The organism is Vibrio mediterranei, assembly GCF_013364395.1.
Lineage (GTDB): Bacteria > Pseudomonadota > Gammaproteobacteria > Enterobacterales > Vibrionaceae > Vibrio > Vibrio mediterranei.
The window spans coordinates 2,805,983-2,822,568 of the sequence record NZ_JABXGK010000001.1; the positions used below are offsets into that span (position 1 = coordinate 2,805,983).

At 44.3% G+C, this 16,586-nt stretch carries 16 protein-coding genes and 1 other RNA gene; 8 read left to right on the top strand and 9 right to left on the bottom strand.

What is annotated here, in order from left to right:
- Positions 1-28 precede the first annotated feature (28 nt).
- On the top strand, positions 29-451 hold the full coding sequence (locus HOP38_RS13055) for a type IV pilin protein (RefSeq protein WP_198558203.1): 423 nt from the start codon (positions 29-31) through the stop codon (positions 449-451).
- A gap of 46 nt (positions 452-497) precedes the next feature.
- Here the strand turns inward: HOP38_RS13055 and dnaJ are convergent, their stop codons facing one another.
- The 4 genes from dnaJ to grpE all read right to left on the bottom strand — a co-directional run bounded on the left by dnaJ (position 498) and on the right by grpE (position 6,294).
- Positions 498-1,637 (bottom strand): molecular chaperone DnaJ, encoded by a 1,140-nt coding sequence (dnaJ, locus tag HOP38_RS13060; RefSeq protein WP_006072513.1) that lies wholly within the window; start codon positions 1,635-1,637, stop codon positions 498-500.
- Between the two features lie 305 nt (positions 1,638-1,942).
- Positions 1,943-3,856, bottom strand: coding sequence for a molecular chaperone DnaK (gene dnaK / locus HOP38_RS13065; protein ID WP_006072514.1), 1,914 nt, complete (start codon positions 3,854-3,856; stop codon positions 1,943-1,945).
- A gap of 280 nt (positions 3,857-4,136) precedes the next feature.
- On the bottom strand, positions 4,137-5,411 hold the full coding sequence (locus HOP38_RS13070; protein ID WP_198558204.1) for a dicarboxylate/amino acid:cation symporter: 1,275 nt from the start codon (positions 5,409-5,411) through the stop codon (positions 4,137-4,139).
- Between the two features lie 274 nt (positions 5,412-5,685).
- A complete protein-coding gene (grpE, locus tag HOP38_RS13075) occupies positions 5,686-6,294 on the bottom strand; it encodes a nucleotide exchange factor GrpE (RefSeq protein WP_006072516.1) in 609 nt (202 codons plus the stop codon).
- Between the two features lie 154 nt (positions 6,295-6,448).
- Here grpE and nadK point away from each other — a divergent pair, with 154 nt between their 5' ends.
- From nadK to bamE, 3 genes are all read left to right on the top strand, one after another.
- Complete coding sequence (gene nadK / locus HOP38_RS13080) at positions 6,449-7,333, top strand: NAD(+) kinase (protein WP_006072517.1); 885 nt, start codon at positions 6,449-6,451, stop codon at positions 7,331-7,333.
- 184 nt (positions 7,334-7,517) lie between these two features.
- Positions 7,518-9,182, top strand: a complete 1,665-nt coding sequence (recN, locus tag HOP38_RS13085; protein ID WP_006072519.1) for a DNA repair protein RecN — start codon at positions 7,518-7,520, stop codon at positions 9,180-9,182.
- 170 nt (positions 9,183-9,352) lie between these two features.
- Positions 9,353-9,712, top strand: coding sequence for an outer membrane protein assembly factor BamE (gene bamE, locus HOP38_RS13090; RefSeq protein ID WP_006072521.1), 360 nt, complete (start codon positions 9,353-9,355; stop codon positions 9,710-9,712).
- Between the two features lie 58 nt (positions 9,713-9,770).
- Here the strand turns inward: bamE and HOP38_RS13095 are convergent, their stop codons facing one another.
- Both HOP38_RS13095 and HOP38_RS13100 read right to left on the bottom strand, forming a co-directional pair.
- Positions 9,771-10,136, bottom strand: a complete 366-nt coding sequence (locus tag HOP38_RS13095) for an RnfH family protein (RefSeq protein ID WP_107307153.1) — start codon at positions 10,134-10,136, stop codon at positions 9,771-9,773.
- A complete protein-coding gene (locus HOP38_RS13100) occupies positions 10,126-10,566 on the bottom strand; it encodes an SRPBCC family protein (RefSeq protein ID WP_006072526.1) in 441 nt (146 codons plus the stop codon). The genes HOP38_RS13095 and HOP38_RS13100 overlap by 11 nt, the downstream gene beginning before the upstream one ends.
- Before the next feature lie 175 nt (positions 10,567-10,741).
- On the opposite strand from HOP38_RS13100, the gene smpB reads away from it, so the two are divergent.
- From smpB to HOP38_RS13115, 3 genes are all read left to right on the top strand, one after another.
- The gene (gene smpB / locus HOP38_RS13105; RefSeq protein ID WP_006072527.1) at positions 10,742-11,227 is read left to right on the top strand and encodes an SsrA-binding protein SmpB; all 486 of its coding nucleotides are present in this window, start codon (positions 10,742-10,744) and stop codon (positions 11,225-11,227) included.
- A gap of 67 nt (positions 11,228-11,294) precedes the next feature.
- Positions 11,295-11,661, top strand: a transfer-messenger RNA (tmRNA) gene (ssrA, locus tag HOP38_RS13110).
- 194 nt (positions 11,662-11,855) lie between these two features.
- Complete coding sequence (locus HOP38_RS13115; protein WP_198558286.1) at positions 11,856-13,898, top strand: FUSC family protein; 2,043 nt, start codon at positions 11,856-11,858, stop codon at positions 13,896-13,898.
- 156 nt (positions 13,899-14,054) lie between these two features.
- Here the strand turns inward: HOP38_RS13115 and HOP38_RS13120 are convergent, their stop codons facing one another.
- Together HOP38_RS13120 and HOP38_RS13125 are read right to left on the bottom strand one after the other, a co-directional pair.
- Positions 14,055-15,119 carry a threonine aldolase family protein gene (locus tag HOP38_RS13120; RefSeq protein WP_198558205.1) on the bottom strand — a complete coding sequence of 355 codons (1,065 nt, stop codon included), beginning with the start codon at positions 15,117-15,119 and terminating at the stop codon, positions 14,055-14,057.
- Between the two features lie 14 nt (positions 15,120-15,133).
- Positions 15,134-15,307, bottom strand: coding sequence for a hypothetical protein (locus tag HOP38_RS13125; protein WP_198558206.1), 174 nt, complete (start codon positions 15,305-15,307; stop codon positions 15,134-15,136).
- A gap of 21 nt (positions 15,308-15,328) precedes the next feature.
- Between HOP38_RS13125 and HOP38_RS13130 the strand changes: the two genes are divergently transcribed.
- On the top strand, positions 15,329-15,904 hold the full coding sequence (locus tag HOP38_RS13130; protein WP_038167581.1) for a DedA family protein: 576 nt from the start codon (positions 15,329-15,331) through the stop codon (positions 15,902-15,904).
- On the opposite strand, the gene HOP38_RS13135 is transcribed toward HOP38_RS13130, so the two are convergent.
- The gene (locus HOP38_RS13135; protein WP_198558207.1) at positions 15,901-16,419 is read right to left on the bottom strand and encodes a GNAT family N-acetyltransferase; all 519 of its coding nucleotides are present in this window, start codon (positions 16,417-16,419) and stop codon (positions 15,901-15,903) included. The genes HOP38_RS13130 and HOP38_RS13135 overlap by 4 nt on opposite strands.
- Positions 16,420-16,586: the final 167 nt, after the last annotated feature.

Consider the following 16,586-nt stretch of genomic DNA (forward strand, 5'->3'; position numbering starts at 1 on the left):
AATGAGTTATTTAGGGCTAGGGAGAAAAATGAAATGCAATAAAAGTAACAGGCTTCAACGTGGTTTAACCTTGGTCGAGGTTGCTATTACTTTAGCCATACTTGCAGTGATCACAGGTATTGCTTACCCAAGTTACCTGCAACAAGTTAGGAAGAGTCATCGTATGGTAGCGCTGAGTGATATGCTCGCTATTCAATACGAACTAGAGCGCGGCTATGATAACGGCTATCATTTCGAACAAATCGTTTCTGCCGGCACTTGTTCGATCTGTGACTCACAAACGACGCGATATCGGTTTGAAATAACTGCTGGCAGCACCATTGCCTACATCATTAAGGCAACGGCTCAATCATCACAACAACAAACGAAAGATAGCTGTCTGGATGATGATAAGTCGATGACATTAAATGCCTTAGGAGTGACCACCCCTAAGGCGTGTTGGGGGCAATAAAAAAGCTCGCGACTGGTCGCGAGCTTTAGCAATAGTTTGAATAATCTTAACTTGTTAGATCATCAAAGAACTTTTTAACGCCATTGAAGAAACCTTCTGATTTAGGCTTATGCTTATTAGCAGCATCACCACCGCATGACTCTTCAAATTCACGTAGTAGCTCTTTTTGACGGGAACTTAGCTTAACTGGTGTTTCAACTACAAGCTTCACGATAAGGTCACCCACACCGCCGCCACGAACACCTTTCACGCCTTTACCGCGCATACGGAACATGCGTCCTGTTTGGGTTTCTTCTGGTACTTTAAGGCTTACACGACCATCAAGGGTAGGAACTTCCACTTCGCCGCCTAATGCCGCTTGAGCAAAGCTCACAGGTACTTCACAGTATAGGTTGTTGCCTTCACGTTCAAAGATGTGATGCTCTTTCACGTGCACTTGAACGTACAAATCACCTGCTGGGGCGCCATGCTCTCCCGCTTCACCTTCGCCAGATAGACGAATGCGATCGCCGGTATCTACGCCAGCTGGAATCTTAACATTAAGTGTCTTAGTCTTCTGAATACGACCTTGGCCATGACAGCTATTACAAGGGTCTTTGATGATCTTACCTTGGCCATGACAGGTAGGACAGGTTTGCTGAACCGCAAAGAAGCCTTGACGCATTTGAACTTGACCGTGTCCATGACAGGTACCACAAGTTTGTGGCGAAGAGCCTTTCTTCGCGCCGCTGCCGTCACAAGTCTCACACTCAACGAGCGTTGGAACTTCAATCTCCTTAGAGATACCACGAACCGCTTCTTCCAGTGACAGTTCCATGTTGTAACGTAGATCAGCACCACGCTGTGCACGACTCCCACCACCACGGCGACCACCACCAAAGATATCACCGAATACATCACCGAAGATATCACCAAAATCAGCACCAGCGCCACCAAAGCCGCCACCGCCCATACCACCCTGTTCAAAGGCTGCATGACCATACTGATCGTAAGCCGCTTTCTTTTGCGGCTCGGTAAGAATTTCGTACGCTTCTTTTACTTCTTTGAATTTCTCAGCAGCGGCTTCATCACCCTGGTTTCTATCTGGGTGATACTTCATCGCAAGACGCTTGTACGCCTTCTTGATGTCGCGCTCTGATGCGTCACGATCAACGCCTAATACTTCGTAAAAATCACGTTTTGACATATTGCTTGTTACCAATTACTTCGACAAACAGCCCGACGCTGTTTGGGGATTGTATCGTTCTAGATAAAGATTGGTGTCCTTATCTAGAGCGACATGACTCTCGTAAACTCACTGTTTACAAATTTGCGGGCGTAAAGGTTACCCCAAACGCCCGCATAAATCACTTTTCGAGAATCCAGTTCACTGAATTCTCTAAGCCATAAAGTTCAAGCTCAAGGAGGAAACGCGCAATTTGCTTAGTCTTCATAGAGAAAGTGCAAATGAGCATTTCCGACGCCGAGATTGGGCTTTATAGCGACGAGAAATTATTTTTTCTCGTCTTTTACTTCTTCGAACTCAGCATCAACAACATCGTCGTCTTGCTTAGGCTGTTCACCAGCTTCAGCGCCCGCACCTTGTGCTTGAGCTTGCTGTTGTGCGATTTCCATTAGCTTCTGAGCCGCTGCCATTAGCGCTTGAACTTTCGCGTCAATCGCTTCTTTGTCTTCGCCTTTACGAGCTTCTTCTAGCTCAGTGATTGCTGCTTCGATCTTCTCTTTCTCTTCTGCAGGTAGCGCTTCACCAGCTTCTTCTACTTGCTTACGAGTACCGTGAATCATTTGGTCTGCTTGGTTACGTGCAGCTGCTAGCTCTTCGAACTTCTTGTCCGCTTCTTTGTTAGCTTCTGCTTCTTGAACCATTTTCTCGATGTCTTCATCGCTCAGACCACCAGACGCTTGGATAGTGATCTTCTGCTCTTTACCAGTCGACTTGTCTTTCGCAGATACGTGTAGGATACCGTCCGCATCTAGGTCGAAAGTTACTTCGATTTGAGGCATACCACGAGGTGCAGCTTGAATGCCTTCTAGGTTGAATTGACCTAGAGACTTGTTGTACATCGCTTGCTTACGCTCACCTTGAAGAACGTGGATAGTTACCGCGTTCTGGTTGTCTTCTGCTGTAGAGAAAACTTGGTTCGCTTTCGTTGGGATAGTTGTGTTCTTCTCAACTAGCTTAGTCATTACGCCGCCCATAGTCTCGATACCTAGAGACAGAGGAGTAACGTCTAGTAGAAGTACGTCTTTCACATCACCAGCTAGTACACCACCTTGAACTGCAGCACCCATTGCTACTGCTTCGTCTGGGTTCACGTCACGGCGAGCTTCTTTACCGAAGAACTCAGCCACTTTCGCTTGAACCATAGGCATACGAGTTTGACCACCAACTAGGATTACGTCGTTGATGTCGCTTACTGATAGGTCTGCATCAGCTAGAGCAACTTTTAGCGGCTCAAGAGAACGTTGTACTAGGTCTTCAACTAGAGATTCTAGTTTCGCACGAGTCACTTTTACGTTCATGTGCTTAGGACCAGTTGCATCTGCAGTAACGTAAGGTAGGTTTACGTCAGTTTGAGAAGTAGAAGAAAGCTCGATTTTCGCTTTTTCTGCTGCTTCTTTAACACGCTGCATTGCTAGAGGGTCGTTCTTAAGATCGATGCCTTGCTCTTTCTTGAACTCTTCAACTAGGTAGTTGATCATACGGTTATCGAAGTCTTCACCACCAAGGTGCGTGTCACCGTTAGTTGCTAGAACTTCAAATGTCTTCTCGCCTTCAACTTCGTCAATCTCAATGATAGAGATATCGAATGTACCACCACCAAGGTCGTAAACTGCGATAGTGCGGTCGCCGCCTTTCTTGTCTAGACCGTAAGCAAGTGCTGCTGCTGTTGGTTCGTTGATGATACGTTTAACTTCTAGACCTGCGATACGACCAGCATCTTTAGTTGCTTGACGCTGTGCATCGTTAAAGTAAGCAGGAACTGTGATAACTGCACCAGTTACTTCCTCACCAAGGAAGTCTTCAGCAGTTTTCTTCATTTTCTTAAGTACTTCAGCAGATACTTGAGGAGCCGCCATTTGTTGGCCTTTTGCTTCTACCCATGCATCACCGTTGTCTGCCTTAACAATTTTGTAAGGCATGATTTCGATATCACGCTGAACTTCTTCGTCTTCAAAACGACGACCGATTAGACGCTTAATAGCAAATAGCGTGTTCTCTGGGTTTGTAACTGCTTGACGTTTTGCAGGTTGACCTACTAGCGTTTCGCCGTCTGTATAAGCGATAACCGATGCGGTTGTGCGCTCACCTTCAGCATTTTCGATTACGCGTGGTTTGTCGCCATCTAGAACAGCAACACAAGAGTTAGTAGTACCTAAGTCAATACCAATGATTTTACCCATCAGGCTATCTCCGAATAAATTCTATTGTTTCGTTTGCAAGCTCCAGTATGGAGCATTGAGCCGGCAATACACCCGCTCGCAATAGGTTTGTTTTATGTATGAACCTTAAATAAGGGCTGCAAAATGCTTTTCAAGGGAGGAAGGTAAAAAAAATTAAGTTTTTTACCGAAGAAATTAGAAACTGTCTATAAAAGGGACAACTAACTCTTTGAAAGCATGGATATCCATAAAAAAAGCGGAACCTTTGAGGCTCCGCTTTGCAAATCGTTAAATAAGGTGATTAGACACGGCTTTCAGTAAGTTGAGCTTCTGAACCTTGTTCAACATCAAGCTCATTTTCGCTGCCCGCTACAATCGTATTCACTGCAGTATCACCAACAACGTTAGAACTTGTACAGAACATATCATTAATACGGTCAACCGCGGCAACAATAGCTAGACCTTCTGGCGGCAAACCTAGTTGGTGCAGGATAACGCCGATCATGACAACGCCGCCACCAGGAACACCACCAGCACCAATAGAAAGTAGTAGAACTGTGAAACCTAGTGTAAATAGGTCACTCATTTGAATTGGCTGACCAAACGCGTTGGCGATAAAAATAGTTGCGATAGCAATATAAATAGACGCTCCTGCCATGTTCATCGTTGCACCTAGTGGAACACCAAAACCAGCTACCGATTTAGACACACCAATTTTGTCAGTCAAAGTACGCATCGTTACTGGAATCGTAGCGTTCGAACTTGCTGTTGATAGTGAGAACAGTACCTGCTCACGAGTCGCACGAATAAACTGTGAAGGAGTCATCTTGGTTGTTGCACCCACCATTAATGGATACACAACAAAAATCCAAAGCACAAGGATACCAACAACCAGTGCCACATAACCTGCCACTGAAGCTAGCGTACCAGCATCTAGAGTTGCACCTAGTTGAATCATAAGAGCAAACACACCATAAGGAGCAAGACTCATGACTAGACCAATGAGCTTCATCATGATGTCGTTCGCTACTTTGAACGCATTCACAGCAGGACCGCCCTTCTTATCCAATGCTTGGATGGCAAGACCTGTCAAAATCGCCATGAAGATGATTTGCAGCATATCGCCATTTGCAAACGCCTGAATTGGATTGCTTGGAACGATATTAGTGATCATTGAGAAGATATCTGGTGTTGTGGTTGACGTAATCTCAACGGCTTGAGCTACTGTACCACCAAGGTTTGCACCAGCACCCGGCTGAACAATCATACCGATTGCTAACGCAAAAGTGATAGCGACTACAGTATTAAGAATATAAAGCGCAAAAGTTTTACCGCCTAAACGGCCAAAAGAGTTGATGTCTTTAAGTTCTACGATACCGCAGACAATAGAAACGTATACGAGTGGAACAACAAGCAGTTTGATAAGCGAGACGAACATGCCGCCCACACCTTCAGCAAAACCAAGTAGGTATTGGTCAAAAATGCTGACACCTGCGAATAAGTATTGAATAGCTGTACCAATTAGCAGGCCAGCAAATAGACCTATAAAGATCTTTTGGGATAGTGATTTATTCATTCATAAACTCCAGAATGTTGTGTTTAGTCCCTGTGTTTTTATAGTTATTTACTTTCTTATTAGTAGAAAGCTCAGGGCATCTTACAGATCTGAAACTCAAAATAAAGCATTAATTTTACATTTTGTTATCCAAAATTTAAAATACTATCACCTATTTTTTCAAAGGTTATTAGAATAAATAACCAAAAAAAATGAAGCCCATAAGGCTTCATTTCTCAATAAATCAAAAACAAGCGGGATAAACCTCTAGTGTCAATCCCTAACTGTTTGCTTGTTATTTAGACACCATTACCATAGCTGGTCTGATCACGCGGCCATTTAGCTCGTAACCCTTTTGCATAACAAACATTACGGTATTAGGTTCATGATCAGCACTTTCCTGAATAGACATCGCTTGATGCAGCTCTGGATTGAACGCTTCACCTTCAGGGTTAATTTCTTTCAAGCCAAATTTAGCTACTACATCAACGAACGTTTTGTGAGTTAGCTCTACGCCTTCAACAATCGGTTTTACCGCTTCATTCTCTGTGTCAGCAGCGGCGATAGCGCGCTCAAGGTTATCAATTACCGGAAGCAACTCTTCAGCAAACTTATTCAGTGCATATTTACGTGCTTTGTCGATCTCTTGTTCTGTGCGGCGACGCATGTTCTCAACGTCTGCTTTTGCACGAAGCACAGCATCTTGCTGCTCTTTTACTTTCGATTCACTCGCTAGCAAAGCGGCTTCTAGTTGAGCAATTTTCGATTCTTGAATATCTTGCTCGGATTCTTCGTTCCACTCAACATCAGCGTCAGAACCAACTACATCAGCGTCAGCTTGCTTCGCTTCCGCTTCTTGCGTGTGCAGCTCTTCTTGGTTTACCTTATTTTCTTCGTTGCTCATGGTTTCTCCGGAATACTCAATTCAAGGCAATGTAGAATATGACTTGCCCATAAAACTTGGATCAAAATCATACCAAACACTGCATATATACATACTTTGGGTATATTATGGGGATGAAGATTTGTGATTCAAGCACTATTAGTTTGGAAGTGATATGAAAAAACCCTTTGAGGTGATCGCCATCATAGGCAAACCAAGAGCACAGAAAGCCGTTCAGACCCATAAAGAACTGTTTCACTGGCTCACCTCTAAAGGCTACAAAGTATTGGTGGACGACCGGCTTATCGACATTCTCGTCGATATCCCACGACAACACTTTTTTAGCCTAGTCCGTATTGGACGTGAAGCTGATCTCGCCATTGTGGTTGGAGGTGACGGTAACATGCTCGGAGCAGCACGAGTTCTCTCGCGCTTCGATGTTGCAGTTATTGGCGTCAATAGAGGTAGCTTAGGGTTTTTGACCGATTTAAATCCAGAAGGGTTTGAAACCTCTCTTGAAGCCGTACTTCAAGGGGAATTTCGTGAAGAAGAACGATTTCTTCTTGAAGCCGAAATTCACCGTCATGGCCAGATAAAGAGTCATAATGCCGCTCTCAACGAAGCAGTCCTTCACCCAGGACAAGTCGCACATATGATCGAGTTTGAGGTATACATAGATGATACCTTTGCATTTAGCCAACGCTCTGATGGGCTAATCGTTTCTACACCAACGGGTTCAACAGCCTATTCGCTTTCAGGAGGCGGCCCTATTCTGTCCGCAAACCTAAATGCGATTTCGCTGGTGCCGATGTTTCCTCACACTCTCTCTAGTCGCCCTTTGGTTGTCGATGCAAACTGTCGCATTAAGCTGATTGTCTCCCCCGATAACCGAGGCACTCAAGAAGTCAGTTGTGACGGGCAAATCTCCTTACCCGTCTCACCAGGTGACGAGATTCATATTTACCAAAGCCCAAATCGTCTGAAACTGATTCACCCTAAAGACTATAGCTATTACCACGTCCTAAGAAACAAGCTTGGCTGGTCAAGCAAATTGTTTTAAAAATCATATTGATGAACCCCAGCACATAATGCTGGGGTTTTCGTATCTAGCGTTAACATTGACGACAAATTCAACAACAGTGCGTTCAATCACATAAAAAAACACCTGTACAACTTTACTGTATAAAGAAACAGTATATACTGAATTTACATACAGTAATGTTCATTTAAACAGGTAACTAAAAATGCTGTCTCATCTAAGTGTTAATAATTTTGCCATTGTAAAATCTCTGCAGTTAGAACTCAGTACAGGTATGACAACCATCACCGGTGAAACTGGCGCAGGTAAATCGATTGCGATTGATGCACTAGGACTTTGCTTAGGTGGCAGAGCGGAAGCAGGAGCCGTTCGCGCTGGTGAAGATAAAACCGAAGTCACCGCGGCTTTTGTTATCGAAAACAACCAACAAGCAACACGTTGGCTGGAAGATAATGACTTGTTTGATGGCACTGAATGTATTTTAAGACGCACCATTACCAAAGAAGGTCGTTCGCGTGCCTTCATCAACGGCAGCCCTGTTCCGTTATCGCAATTAAAATCTCTAGGGCAGCTTCTAATCAACATCCATGGTCAGCACGCTCATCACCAGTTGATGAAAAGCGATTACCAATTGTCACTGCTAGATCAATACGCTGGTCACACTAATTTATTGCAACAAGTTCGCAATAAATACCAAGCATGGCGCAGTGCCGATATTGCACTCTCCCAATTAAAAGAAAACAGTGCTAATAACCTCGCTCAGCTTCAACTTTTAGAGTACCAAATAAAAGAACTTAATGAGCTAGCGATTGGCGAACAAGAGTTTCCCGAATTAGAACAAGAACATAAACGTCTATCAAATAGCGGAGAGCTGGCAATCACCTGTCAGCAAGCCATTGATATCATCTATGAAGGTGAAGAAGTCAATGCATTAGGTATGCTTCAAACTGTGAGCAGTAAACTGGTTCAACTTGCCGAGTTAGACACCGAATTGACTGCCCTACCTAATATGATTGAAGAAGCCATGATTCAGTTAGAGGAGGCCAATACCGAGCTGCGCAGTTACCTTGATAAGATTGATGTTGACCCTGAACGTATGGCCTATGTAGAAGAACGCTTTTCAAAGATTATGTCTCTGGCTCGAAAACACCATGTGATGCCCGAAGAGCTGTACCAACATCATCAAGATCTTCTGGGGCAAATTGAAGCACTGGACTGCTCCGATGAAAAGTTAGCGGCAATGGAGGAAGAAGTCTCTGCACATTTCGACGCTTACGTCCGCTCATGTGAAAAGCTAAGCAAATCTCGTGGACGCTACGCGAAAGAGCTCAACAAATTGATCTCACAAAGCATGCATGAATTGAGCATGGAGAAGGCCAAGTTCGCCATTACCGTTGATTTCCAGCAAGAGCATCCTTCACCAACAGGTATGGATAACGTGGTATTCGTTGTTTCCACCAACCCAGGTCAACCAATGCAGCCAATCGCGAAAGTAGCCTCTGGTGGTGAGCTATCTCGAATCTCACTCGCGATTCAAGTCATTACCGCACAAAAAGTTGACACACCTAGCCTCATCTTTGACGAAGTAGATGTGGGTATCAGTGGTCCAACAGCAGCAGTCGTAGGCAAAATGTTACGTAAGCTCGGAGAATCAACTCAGGTACTGTGCGTTACCCACTTACCTCAAGTTGCGGGCCATGGCCATCAACAGCTGTTTGTTACGAAAACTACCAAAGCCAACAAAACAGAGACCAGTATGTTGACGCTAAACGAACAACAACGCATCAGTGAATTAGCGCGGTTACTGGGCGGTAGCCAGATTACCGATAGCACACTGGCCAATGCGAAAGAGCTATTAATTGCGGCGTGATTGCGGGACTTCACGATAGTTCCATCGGATTGTTTTTTTAAACAAGGATTGTAAGCTAACTCATAAAATAGCGTCTCTAGTTACAATCTAAGACAGACAAGTTTTTACTTCTGCTTCATCCTTGTTTATTATCTTTGCAGTCTCAAAAATCAAAGTCGTAAATTAAAGCTATGCAATTAAAAAAGTGGTTGATCGCATTACCACTCGCGCTCACGATGCTGACAGGATGTTCAGTGATCGAAAAAATCGTTTATCGTATCGATATCAACCAAGGTAACTTTGTTGAGCAAACGGCTGTTGAACAGCTACGTTTCGGCATGACAAAAGAACAAGTTCGTTTCGTACTTGGCTCACCTATGCTGATTGAAAATGGCTACCCAAATACTTGGTATTACATTTACCATGCAACGAAAGGTCACGATGATCCAGTGCAACGTAATCTGGTTGCCAACTTCGATGCAACAGGCACTCTCACCAGTATCTCTGGCGATTATGAAGCCAGTGACCAGTTCTACGAAAGCCTAAATTAGACATCAAAAAAGCTCGCTTTTAGCGAGCTTTTCTATTTGAGTCTTTTAAGCGTCACCACTAACTGGATGTAGATTCAGACTTTCTCTGCGCAGCAGGTTTTCCACCAGTAACTGGGTCAGCGGTACCAGCCATTTTAGCCTGCTCTGCTCTCTTACGTCGAATTTCTTTCGGGTCAGCTAGCAACGCACGATAGATTTCAATACGGTCTTTATCTCGTACTGTCGCGTCCAGCTTAACATTACGACTAAACACACCCACTTTATTGTTTTCAAGATCAATTTCAGGATAAACCGCTAAAACGCCTGACTTTTGAATGATCTCTTCGACCGTTGACTCGTGATTTACAACCAGTTGAAACACGCGCTGCTCGTGAGGTAGTGCATACACCACTTCGACATGGATAAGCTGACTATCAGCACTCATAGGTGTACACCTCTTTGGCACGCTTGGTAAATGCATTGACCATATTACTGGTCACATCATGGAAAATCTTACCAAACGCCAATTCAATCATTTTGCTCGAAAATTCAAACTCTAGCTTCAGCTCCACTTTACAGGCCTGATCATCAAGAGGAATAAAGGACCAAACGCCCTTCAACATCTTAAATGGACCATCGACCAATTCCATGAAAATTTCGCTGCCATGCACCAAGGTATTCGCTGTCGTAAAGGTTTTACTGATCCCGGCCTTTGATACATCGACCGACGCCACCATACCTGAGTTCGATAACTCCAAAACTCGAGAGCCAGAACAACCAGGCAAAAACTCATGGTAACTGTCAACATCATTGACCAAGTTAAACATTTGATCAGCACTAAACATCACCAATGCTGAACGCGTCACTTGTTGCATAAAATTTCCTCAAAATAAAAGGCTGCCTCCGATTCTACTGTTTACCTTGAGTTAGCTCAAGTTACTCGACCTTACGTTTCGTCATAATCAAGCACACACCCTTGTTGCTAATTTATCAATCAAGCACATAAAAGCCTTTCCTTAATCCAAAAACAGACCTTATAATGACTCCATTATGGTAAAGAAGAATTCAAAGAAAAAAGCGGGTAGCAATACCATCGCTCAGAACAAAAAAGTTCGCCACGAATATCACATCGAAGACGAAATTGAATCTGGAATTGAGCTGCAAGGATGGGAAGTAAAATCACTTCGCCAAGGCAAAGCTAATATCGCAGAAAGTTACGTCTATATCCGTGATGGTCAGGCGTACATCAGTGGCATGTCTATCATTCCACTTAACCAAGCATCTACACACATCGTGGCTGAACCGACTCGCGTTCGTAAACTACTGATGCACCGTCGTGAACTAGACAAACTTATTGGTTTGGTTAACCGTGATGGTATGACATTAGTAGCGACTGCACTTTATTGGTCTCGCTCTTGGGCGAAGCTCAAAGTCGGTGTTGCGAAAGGTAAAAAGCTTCACGACAAACGTGCTGATCTTAAAGAAAAAGATTGGGCTCGCGATAAAGCACGAATTATGAAGAGTAATTTGCGTTAATAGTGACCACTTAAACTTGCAAAGCTAGACAGCGTAAGCTTTTCTGGTACTATGCAAGGAACACTTTGGGGCTGATTTAGGATTCGACAGGAATTTTGCAGTCTGAGGTGCATGCCGTGGGGCGGTTGGCCACGTAAAAAGCCGCAAAAAAATAGTCGCAAACGACGAAAACTACGCACTAGCAGCTTAATAACCTGCTCAGAGCTCTCTCGCCCTAGCTTCCGCACGTAAGACGGGGAATAACGAGAGATCAAACCCAAACGCGCTAGCCCGGATTTTCCCACCTGAGAGATGAACGGCGAATTATAATTCAGGTTAGCCATTAACTAGCGTGTCGGTTCGCAGGTTGGTGGTGAAATTAAAGATCGACTAAGCATGTAGTACCAATGATGAATGGTTTCTGGACGCGGGTTCAACTCCCGCCAGCTCCACCAAACGTTTGGAAAGGGCGATAACTCTTAGAGTTATCGCCCTTTTTGTTTCTTATGACCTTCTCTAAACAAAGCAAACGCACTTTTCTGTCAAATGAGCCTTCTCAGCTCGACAATTTAGTAATCTGTAGTTGATACCGAAACAACTGTAACAATTAGAGTTACACTGAATGGATAACAATAAGTGTCGAGGGTTTATGACCATTTCTCCTGCCATTTTACGTAAGGTTTGGTACTCACCATCCATCAACTTAGGGCTACGAGCCACCAGCGCCATTGTGATTTTTATTGGCTTAGGTGTGTTATTCCATCAAGTTAATATTGCGATGACCGCTTTGATGACAATGCCTGCAGCATTGATCAGCGGATTAGACACTGCGGGGCCTAGACGTTGGACTCGGTTTGCTATTACTGCAATGACGTGGAGTCTTACTCTCGTTGCTAGCTACGTATTGCTTTTGAGCGAATTACCCTTGTGGCTTACTTACGGTGCTATTGGTGCCGTAATGGCAAGTTTTGCCGTTAATGGACCATTCTGGGGGCGGCTGGGTATGTCGAGTTTGCTTATCGCCGTGGTGACTTTATCGCTTTATCATTCACACTCCAGCACCCTTTTGTATCCAATGTTAGTGCTTGGACCGCTCACTTTTGCGCTCTTCAGTTGGCTATGGTTTGCCTTATGGAAACATTATGCGTTGCGAGTTTGCCTTTCGGCGATCTACGAGAAATTGGCAGACTACATTCAATATCGACAAGCTTTTTTGTTAGGGAATGAAAGTGAAGCTCCTAAGCGTCTTATCAAATACCAGCTTATTGAGCTTTTTCAACAAGCCCTTCAATCTGAGTCATTTCGCTCAAAACATGAGGACGTTAACGATCTTAGACTGGCCTTATTTCTCGCTCTGGATACTTTTGAAGTTATTCTGAGCAGCCACACTAATAACCCAGATCTGTTATCACAGTTCCAATCCAGTAAGTCGAAACGTGACCTACTATTGGTATGGAGCCAACACTGTCAGCAAAGGCTCAAACACAAAGCGAGACAGCTGCTGTACAACTCTCATGAGAAGGCTGCCCATTTAAGTTCACTCGAGCAAGAGGCTCACGATCTCATCGAAGCGGTAAAGCTTGAAGATCAACCGCGTTTCCGCTACTGGGCCTATGCGATTAAACACATCTCTCATCGCATTGAGTTAAACGAGCCCGCCTACGAACGCTCTTTTGAAGTACAGCCCTTCGAGCTTTCCTTGCGCTGGCCAAGTAAAGACAATCCAATTTGGCGACACGTCGCTCGTGTGGGGCTAATGTTTGCCCTTGGCGCAGGCATTGCTGAGTATTTCGAATTGATTCGTCCTGATTGGGTGCTTATTTCCATGTTAATGGTGATCCAACCTAGCTTCTTAGCCACACGCAGTAAGACATGGCAGCGCTGTTTAGGCACCGCCTTGGGCGTCTTGTTTGCAACAACTGTCATTAAAATTGGAGTGCCGCCCGCAGCTATATACACATTGATCATTGTATTACTGCCCGTCGCTATGCTTAATATCATGCGCCGTTATTCGCTTGCTATTGGATGCATCACCGCTTTATTAATTCTGGTTTACCATGCTATGGCTCATCAAGGGCTTAACTTTGCAGCACCACGTTTGATCGATAATCTTCTTGGCGGAGCGATAGTGTTGTTAGGCTACAGCGTTTTATGGCCACAATGGCGCGGTAAAGAAATTCACTCTCAAGCATTAAAGGCATTAGACAGCTCAAAAAGCCTTTTTGTGTATTGCTACACTCAACTGCAAGCGGAGCCGGCTCAAAGAAGCCACATAGATCTCACTAAGCAAAGAGCCGCAATGCTTACTGCCGAGAGTGACCTTGAGTTGGTATATAGTGAGATGCAACAAGAACCACGCCACACTCGCAGTGACCCACATTATTATGACGATATGCTAAGCCATTACCGACTGCTCAATCATTACCTCTGTTTGCTTTTGCCTTTGGTGCGAGCTGGCATCTCGTATCAAGGTTCCAAGCAGGTAGAGTATTTAATCAACAGCGCAATGGATGCCTTAATATTTAGTCTGCGCGACCAACAAGTTCACGAACTACCTGCTTTGAGTAATAAAACCGCAGACAAGGCACTCAGCTCTACATCAGGTCAACGCTCGGTAGAAGAGATCATATGGCTAGCATTAATGACCATTAAACAGATGCACGATTTAGTCAGGCGCAACCTTAGTAGCTAACTGTACGAGAGATATAAGAAAAAAGAGCGACAACTACGCTAGTTATCGCTCTTCCAGTTTCAGTAAACTGCTCATTCTTAATGTCGGTTATTTGCTTTTGACCACCTATAGCCCAAAAGCTTACTGGTGGTCAAAAGGTTGCAGGTTTTACTCGTACTACTGGCAACCTTGCTCAATGAGCTCGAGATATCCTTTCAACTCATCGTCTGGCATCTGCAGCAATGTGTCACCAACATACCACTCAATATAGCTCTGCTGTGCGAGTAGCCCTTGTTGGGGATTGCCAATCCAAACACTGAGCTGCTGCGCTAAGGTATCGCGAAGGGCAATGGCTTTCTTCTGACTAATTGGCAAATGGATATGTAGCATATTAGCTTGCGGAGCTTCTGGATTCGGAGTGAGAGAGGGGTAATCTGCCAACATTTGGTAGAGCTCAAGTGTGCGCTCAAATAAGGCAGGAAGTGCTTGAATGCGTGATTCAAATTGCATCGCCGCTGCAACTATATATGGAGAACGCTGATAAACACTACCACCTTGCCTGTGCATCCAAACACTCGCTTTATCAATGAAGGTTTTATCACCAAGCAGCATCGCGCCACCTAAGCCTCCGATACCTTTATAAAGAGAGACGTAAACTGAATCAAAACCATTAGCGATCTCTTGATAAGATTTCTGGTAGTACGCAGCACACTCCCAAAGCCGAGCTCCATCCATGTGTAAGTGAATGTTGTTGGTTTGACAGTGGTTTTTAATCGCCTCTAATTCACCAAAGCTAGGTAACTGCCCACCAATTTCTCGCATTGGTAATTCATAAACAGCCGCCCCTAGCGTGTCTGGAATTTGCAAAAGCGATGACACATTCCAAGGCTCATAAGGTTTGCCAACGGGCAATGCATTAAAACGATTTTGTAACTGGTAGCCTTGGTTTTCATGTATATAGATATGACAGGAAGGATGCATTGCCACATTGTTACTGCCTCGCTGTTCGCAGGCAATTTGCAGCACAGTGGGCTGTGTCATGGTGCCAGTAATTACAAACAGTCCGGCTTCAAACCCGAGGAGTTCTGCAACTTGGCGCTCAAAGGATTGTATCAATTCCCCCTCACCATATTTGTCGTGCTTTACACCATTTTGCTCACACCAGGCCGCCATTTGCGAAAACATCTCTGCGGGTGTAATCGCCCGATTTCCGGGTAATACAACTTGACACTTATCCTGCATCTTATCTTCCTTTCTCATATACAACGTGCGTCAACCATGTCACCTGTCAGTTGTTTAGTAAAGAGAAGATTGTTAATCGATTGCTCAGCAGTGAGGTGTAGGTTTTGTCGGGACTTTGATTGACGAACAGGAATAACAGGAGTATCTATCAATAGATCTTCATTATTTGGATACTGCATTTGCAACATATCAACGACCTTTTGATCGCAATGAAACCGTTACTTGAGCAGTACGGCTACTTCGCTCTTATTGTCAGTATCTTTTTAGAAGGTATTGGTATTCCCATGCCAGGACAATCTTTGATGATTGCAGCTTCAATACTCTCTTCACAACAGGTTATGAATCTAAGCTTGGTCCTGTCAATATCCTGGTTAAGCTGCTTTTTGGGTAATACTTGTGGCTATATGATTGGCTACTATTTTGAGGGGTGGCTGGATAAGAAGGGCTATGTATCAGGCCCTAAAATGCAAAAGCTTCAATCGATGATAAAACGCTATGGTCCTGCATGCTTAGTCATCAGCCGTTTCGTTGAAGGAATGAAGCAGTTTATGCCACTGGCGTGTGGCGTAGCAAAAATGCCGCGCAATGAGTTCTTATTAGGGAACGCTCTTGCGACAACGATTTGGGTTGCTGTATTTGGTTTACTCACTCATTTTGCTTTTGACCACCTACAGTTATTCCAGCAGTTTTATCATCAACACCGAGCGATCGTTTGGTTGGTGTCAGCCGGCTTATTTGTCGCTCTCATCGTCGCACTTATGACGAGAAAGCGACGCACAAATTAGTCAACTGTCACCGCTAACTCTAGTCGTAATATATCCATATCATCGATTGGACTGGCTTCTGCTATGGACGGTTTGAGCCCTAAACGGCGGCAAACGGCAATGGCAGCCTTATTCCCTGCTTTGGTTTCAGCAAATATAGTTGTCGGAGCAAATTGACCAATACCAAACTCAATTAAAGCAGACATGGCTTCGACCGCGATGCCTCGTCCTTGCCTATCAACCGCTAAACCGAAGCCAATCGATGCTTGATTATCAGCTTCTAAGCGAAAGCCAACAGTGCCAATAACTTCATGGCTCTCTTTTCCTTCAATCACAAGCTGGAATTTGGTGCGTGGAAGCTGCTCTGATTGCTCGACAAACATTTCCAGTAAATGCGCATTAAACTCCGGCGAGCACTCTTCTTTTGGATAGAAGGTTTGATACTTGGGATGAGACGTTATGGTGAGCCATGCCTCGATATCACCCAGTTGAAAGTCACGTAAAATAAGTCGTTCTGTTTCTAGCGTTAATTGCATTTTGTTCTCTTTTTAAATCGGGCACACATATCTGCCGCCTAATTTTGGCAAGGCTGCATGTTTATCACACTCATCAACTCAATAGAGTGACGAAGGTAGCTATTTGGCTACCGAAAAGGTTCAGTGTAGAACAAGCGGTGATATTTGGAGTCGTAATTGTAATTAAT

Coding starts and splice junctions, on each gene's coding strand:
- HOP38_RS13120 (WP_198558205.1), bottom strand. CDS start 15,119: ATGCAGGATAAGTGTCAAGTTGTATTACCCGGAAATCGGGCGATTACA.
- dnaJ (WP_006072513.1), bottom strand. CDS start 1,637: ATGTCAAAACGTGATTTTTACGAAGTATTAGGCGTTGATCGTGACGCA.
- grpE (WP_006072516.1), bottom strand. CDS start 6,294: ATGAGCAACGAAGAAAATAAGGTAAACCAAGAAGAGCTGCACACGCAA.
- HOP38_RS13070 (WP_198558204.1), bottom strand. CDS start 5,411: ATGAATAAATCACTATCCCAAAAGATCTTTATAGGTCTATTTGCTGGC.
- bamE (WP_006072521.1), top strand. CDS start 9,353: ATGCAATTAAAAAAGTGGTTGATCGCATTACCACTCGCGCTCACGATG.
- HOP38_RS13095 (WP_107307153.1), bottom strand. CDS start 10,136: ATGAGTGCTGATAGTCAGCTTATCCATGTCGAAGTGGTGTATGCACTA.
- HOP38_RS13125 (WP_198558206.1), bottom strand. CDS start 15,307: ATGTTGCAAATGCAGTATCCAAATAATGAAGATCTATTGATAGATACT.
- HOP38_RS13135 (WP_198558207.1), bottom strand. CDS start 16,419: ATGCAATTAACGCTAGAAACAGAACGACTTATTTTACGTGACTTTCAA.
- dnaK (WP_006072514.1), bottom strand. CDS start 3,856: ATGGGTAAAATCATTGGTATTGACTTAGGTACTACTAACTCTTGTGTT.
- nadK (WP_006072517.1), top strand. CDS start 6,449: ATGAAAAAACCCTTTGAGGTGATCGCCATCATAGGCAAACCAAGAGCA.
- smpB (WP_006072527.1), top strand. CDS start 10,742: ATGGTAAAGAAGAATTCAAAGAAAAAAGCGGGTAGCAATACCATCGCT.
- HOP38_RS13100 (WP_006072526.1), bottom strand. CDS start 10,566: ATGCAACAAGTGACGCGTTCAGCATTGGTGATGTTTAGTGCTGATCAA.
- HOP38_RS13130 (WP_038167581.1), top strand. CDS start 15,329: ATGAAACCGTTACTTGAGCAGTACGGCTACTTCGCTCTTATTGTCAGT.
- HOP38_RS13115 (WP_198558286.1), top strand. CDS start 11,856: ATGACCATTTCTCCTGCCATTTTACGTAAGGTTTGGTACTCACCATCC.
- recN (WP_006072519.1), top strand. CDS start 7,518: ATGCTGTCTCATCTAAGTGTTAATAATTTTGCCATTGTAAAATCTCTG.
- HOP38_RS13055 (WP_198558203.1), top strand. CDS start 29: ATGAAATGCAATAAAAGTAACAGGCTTCAACGTGGTTTAACCTTGGTC.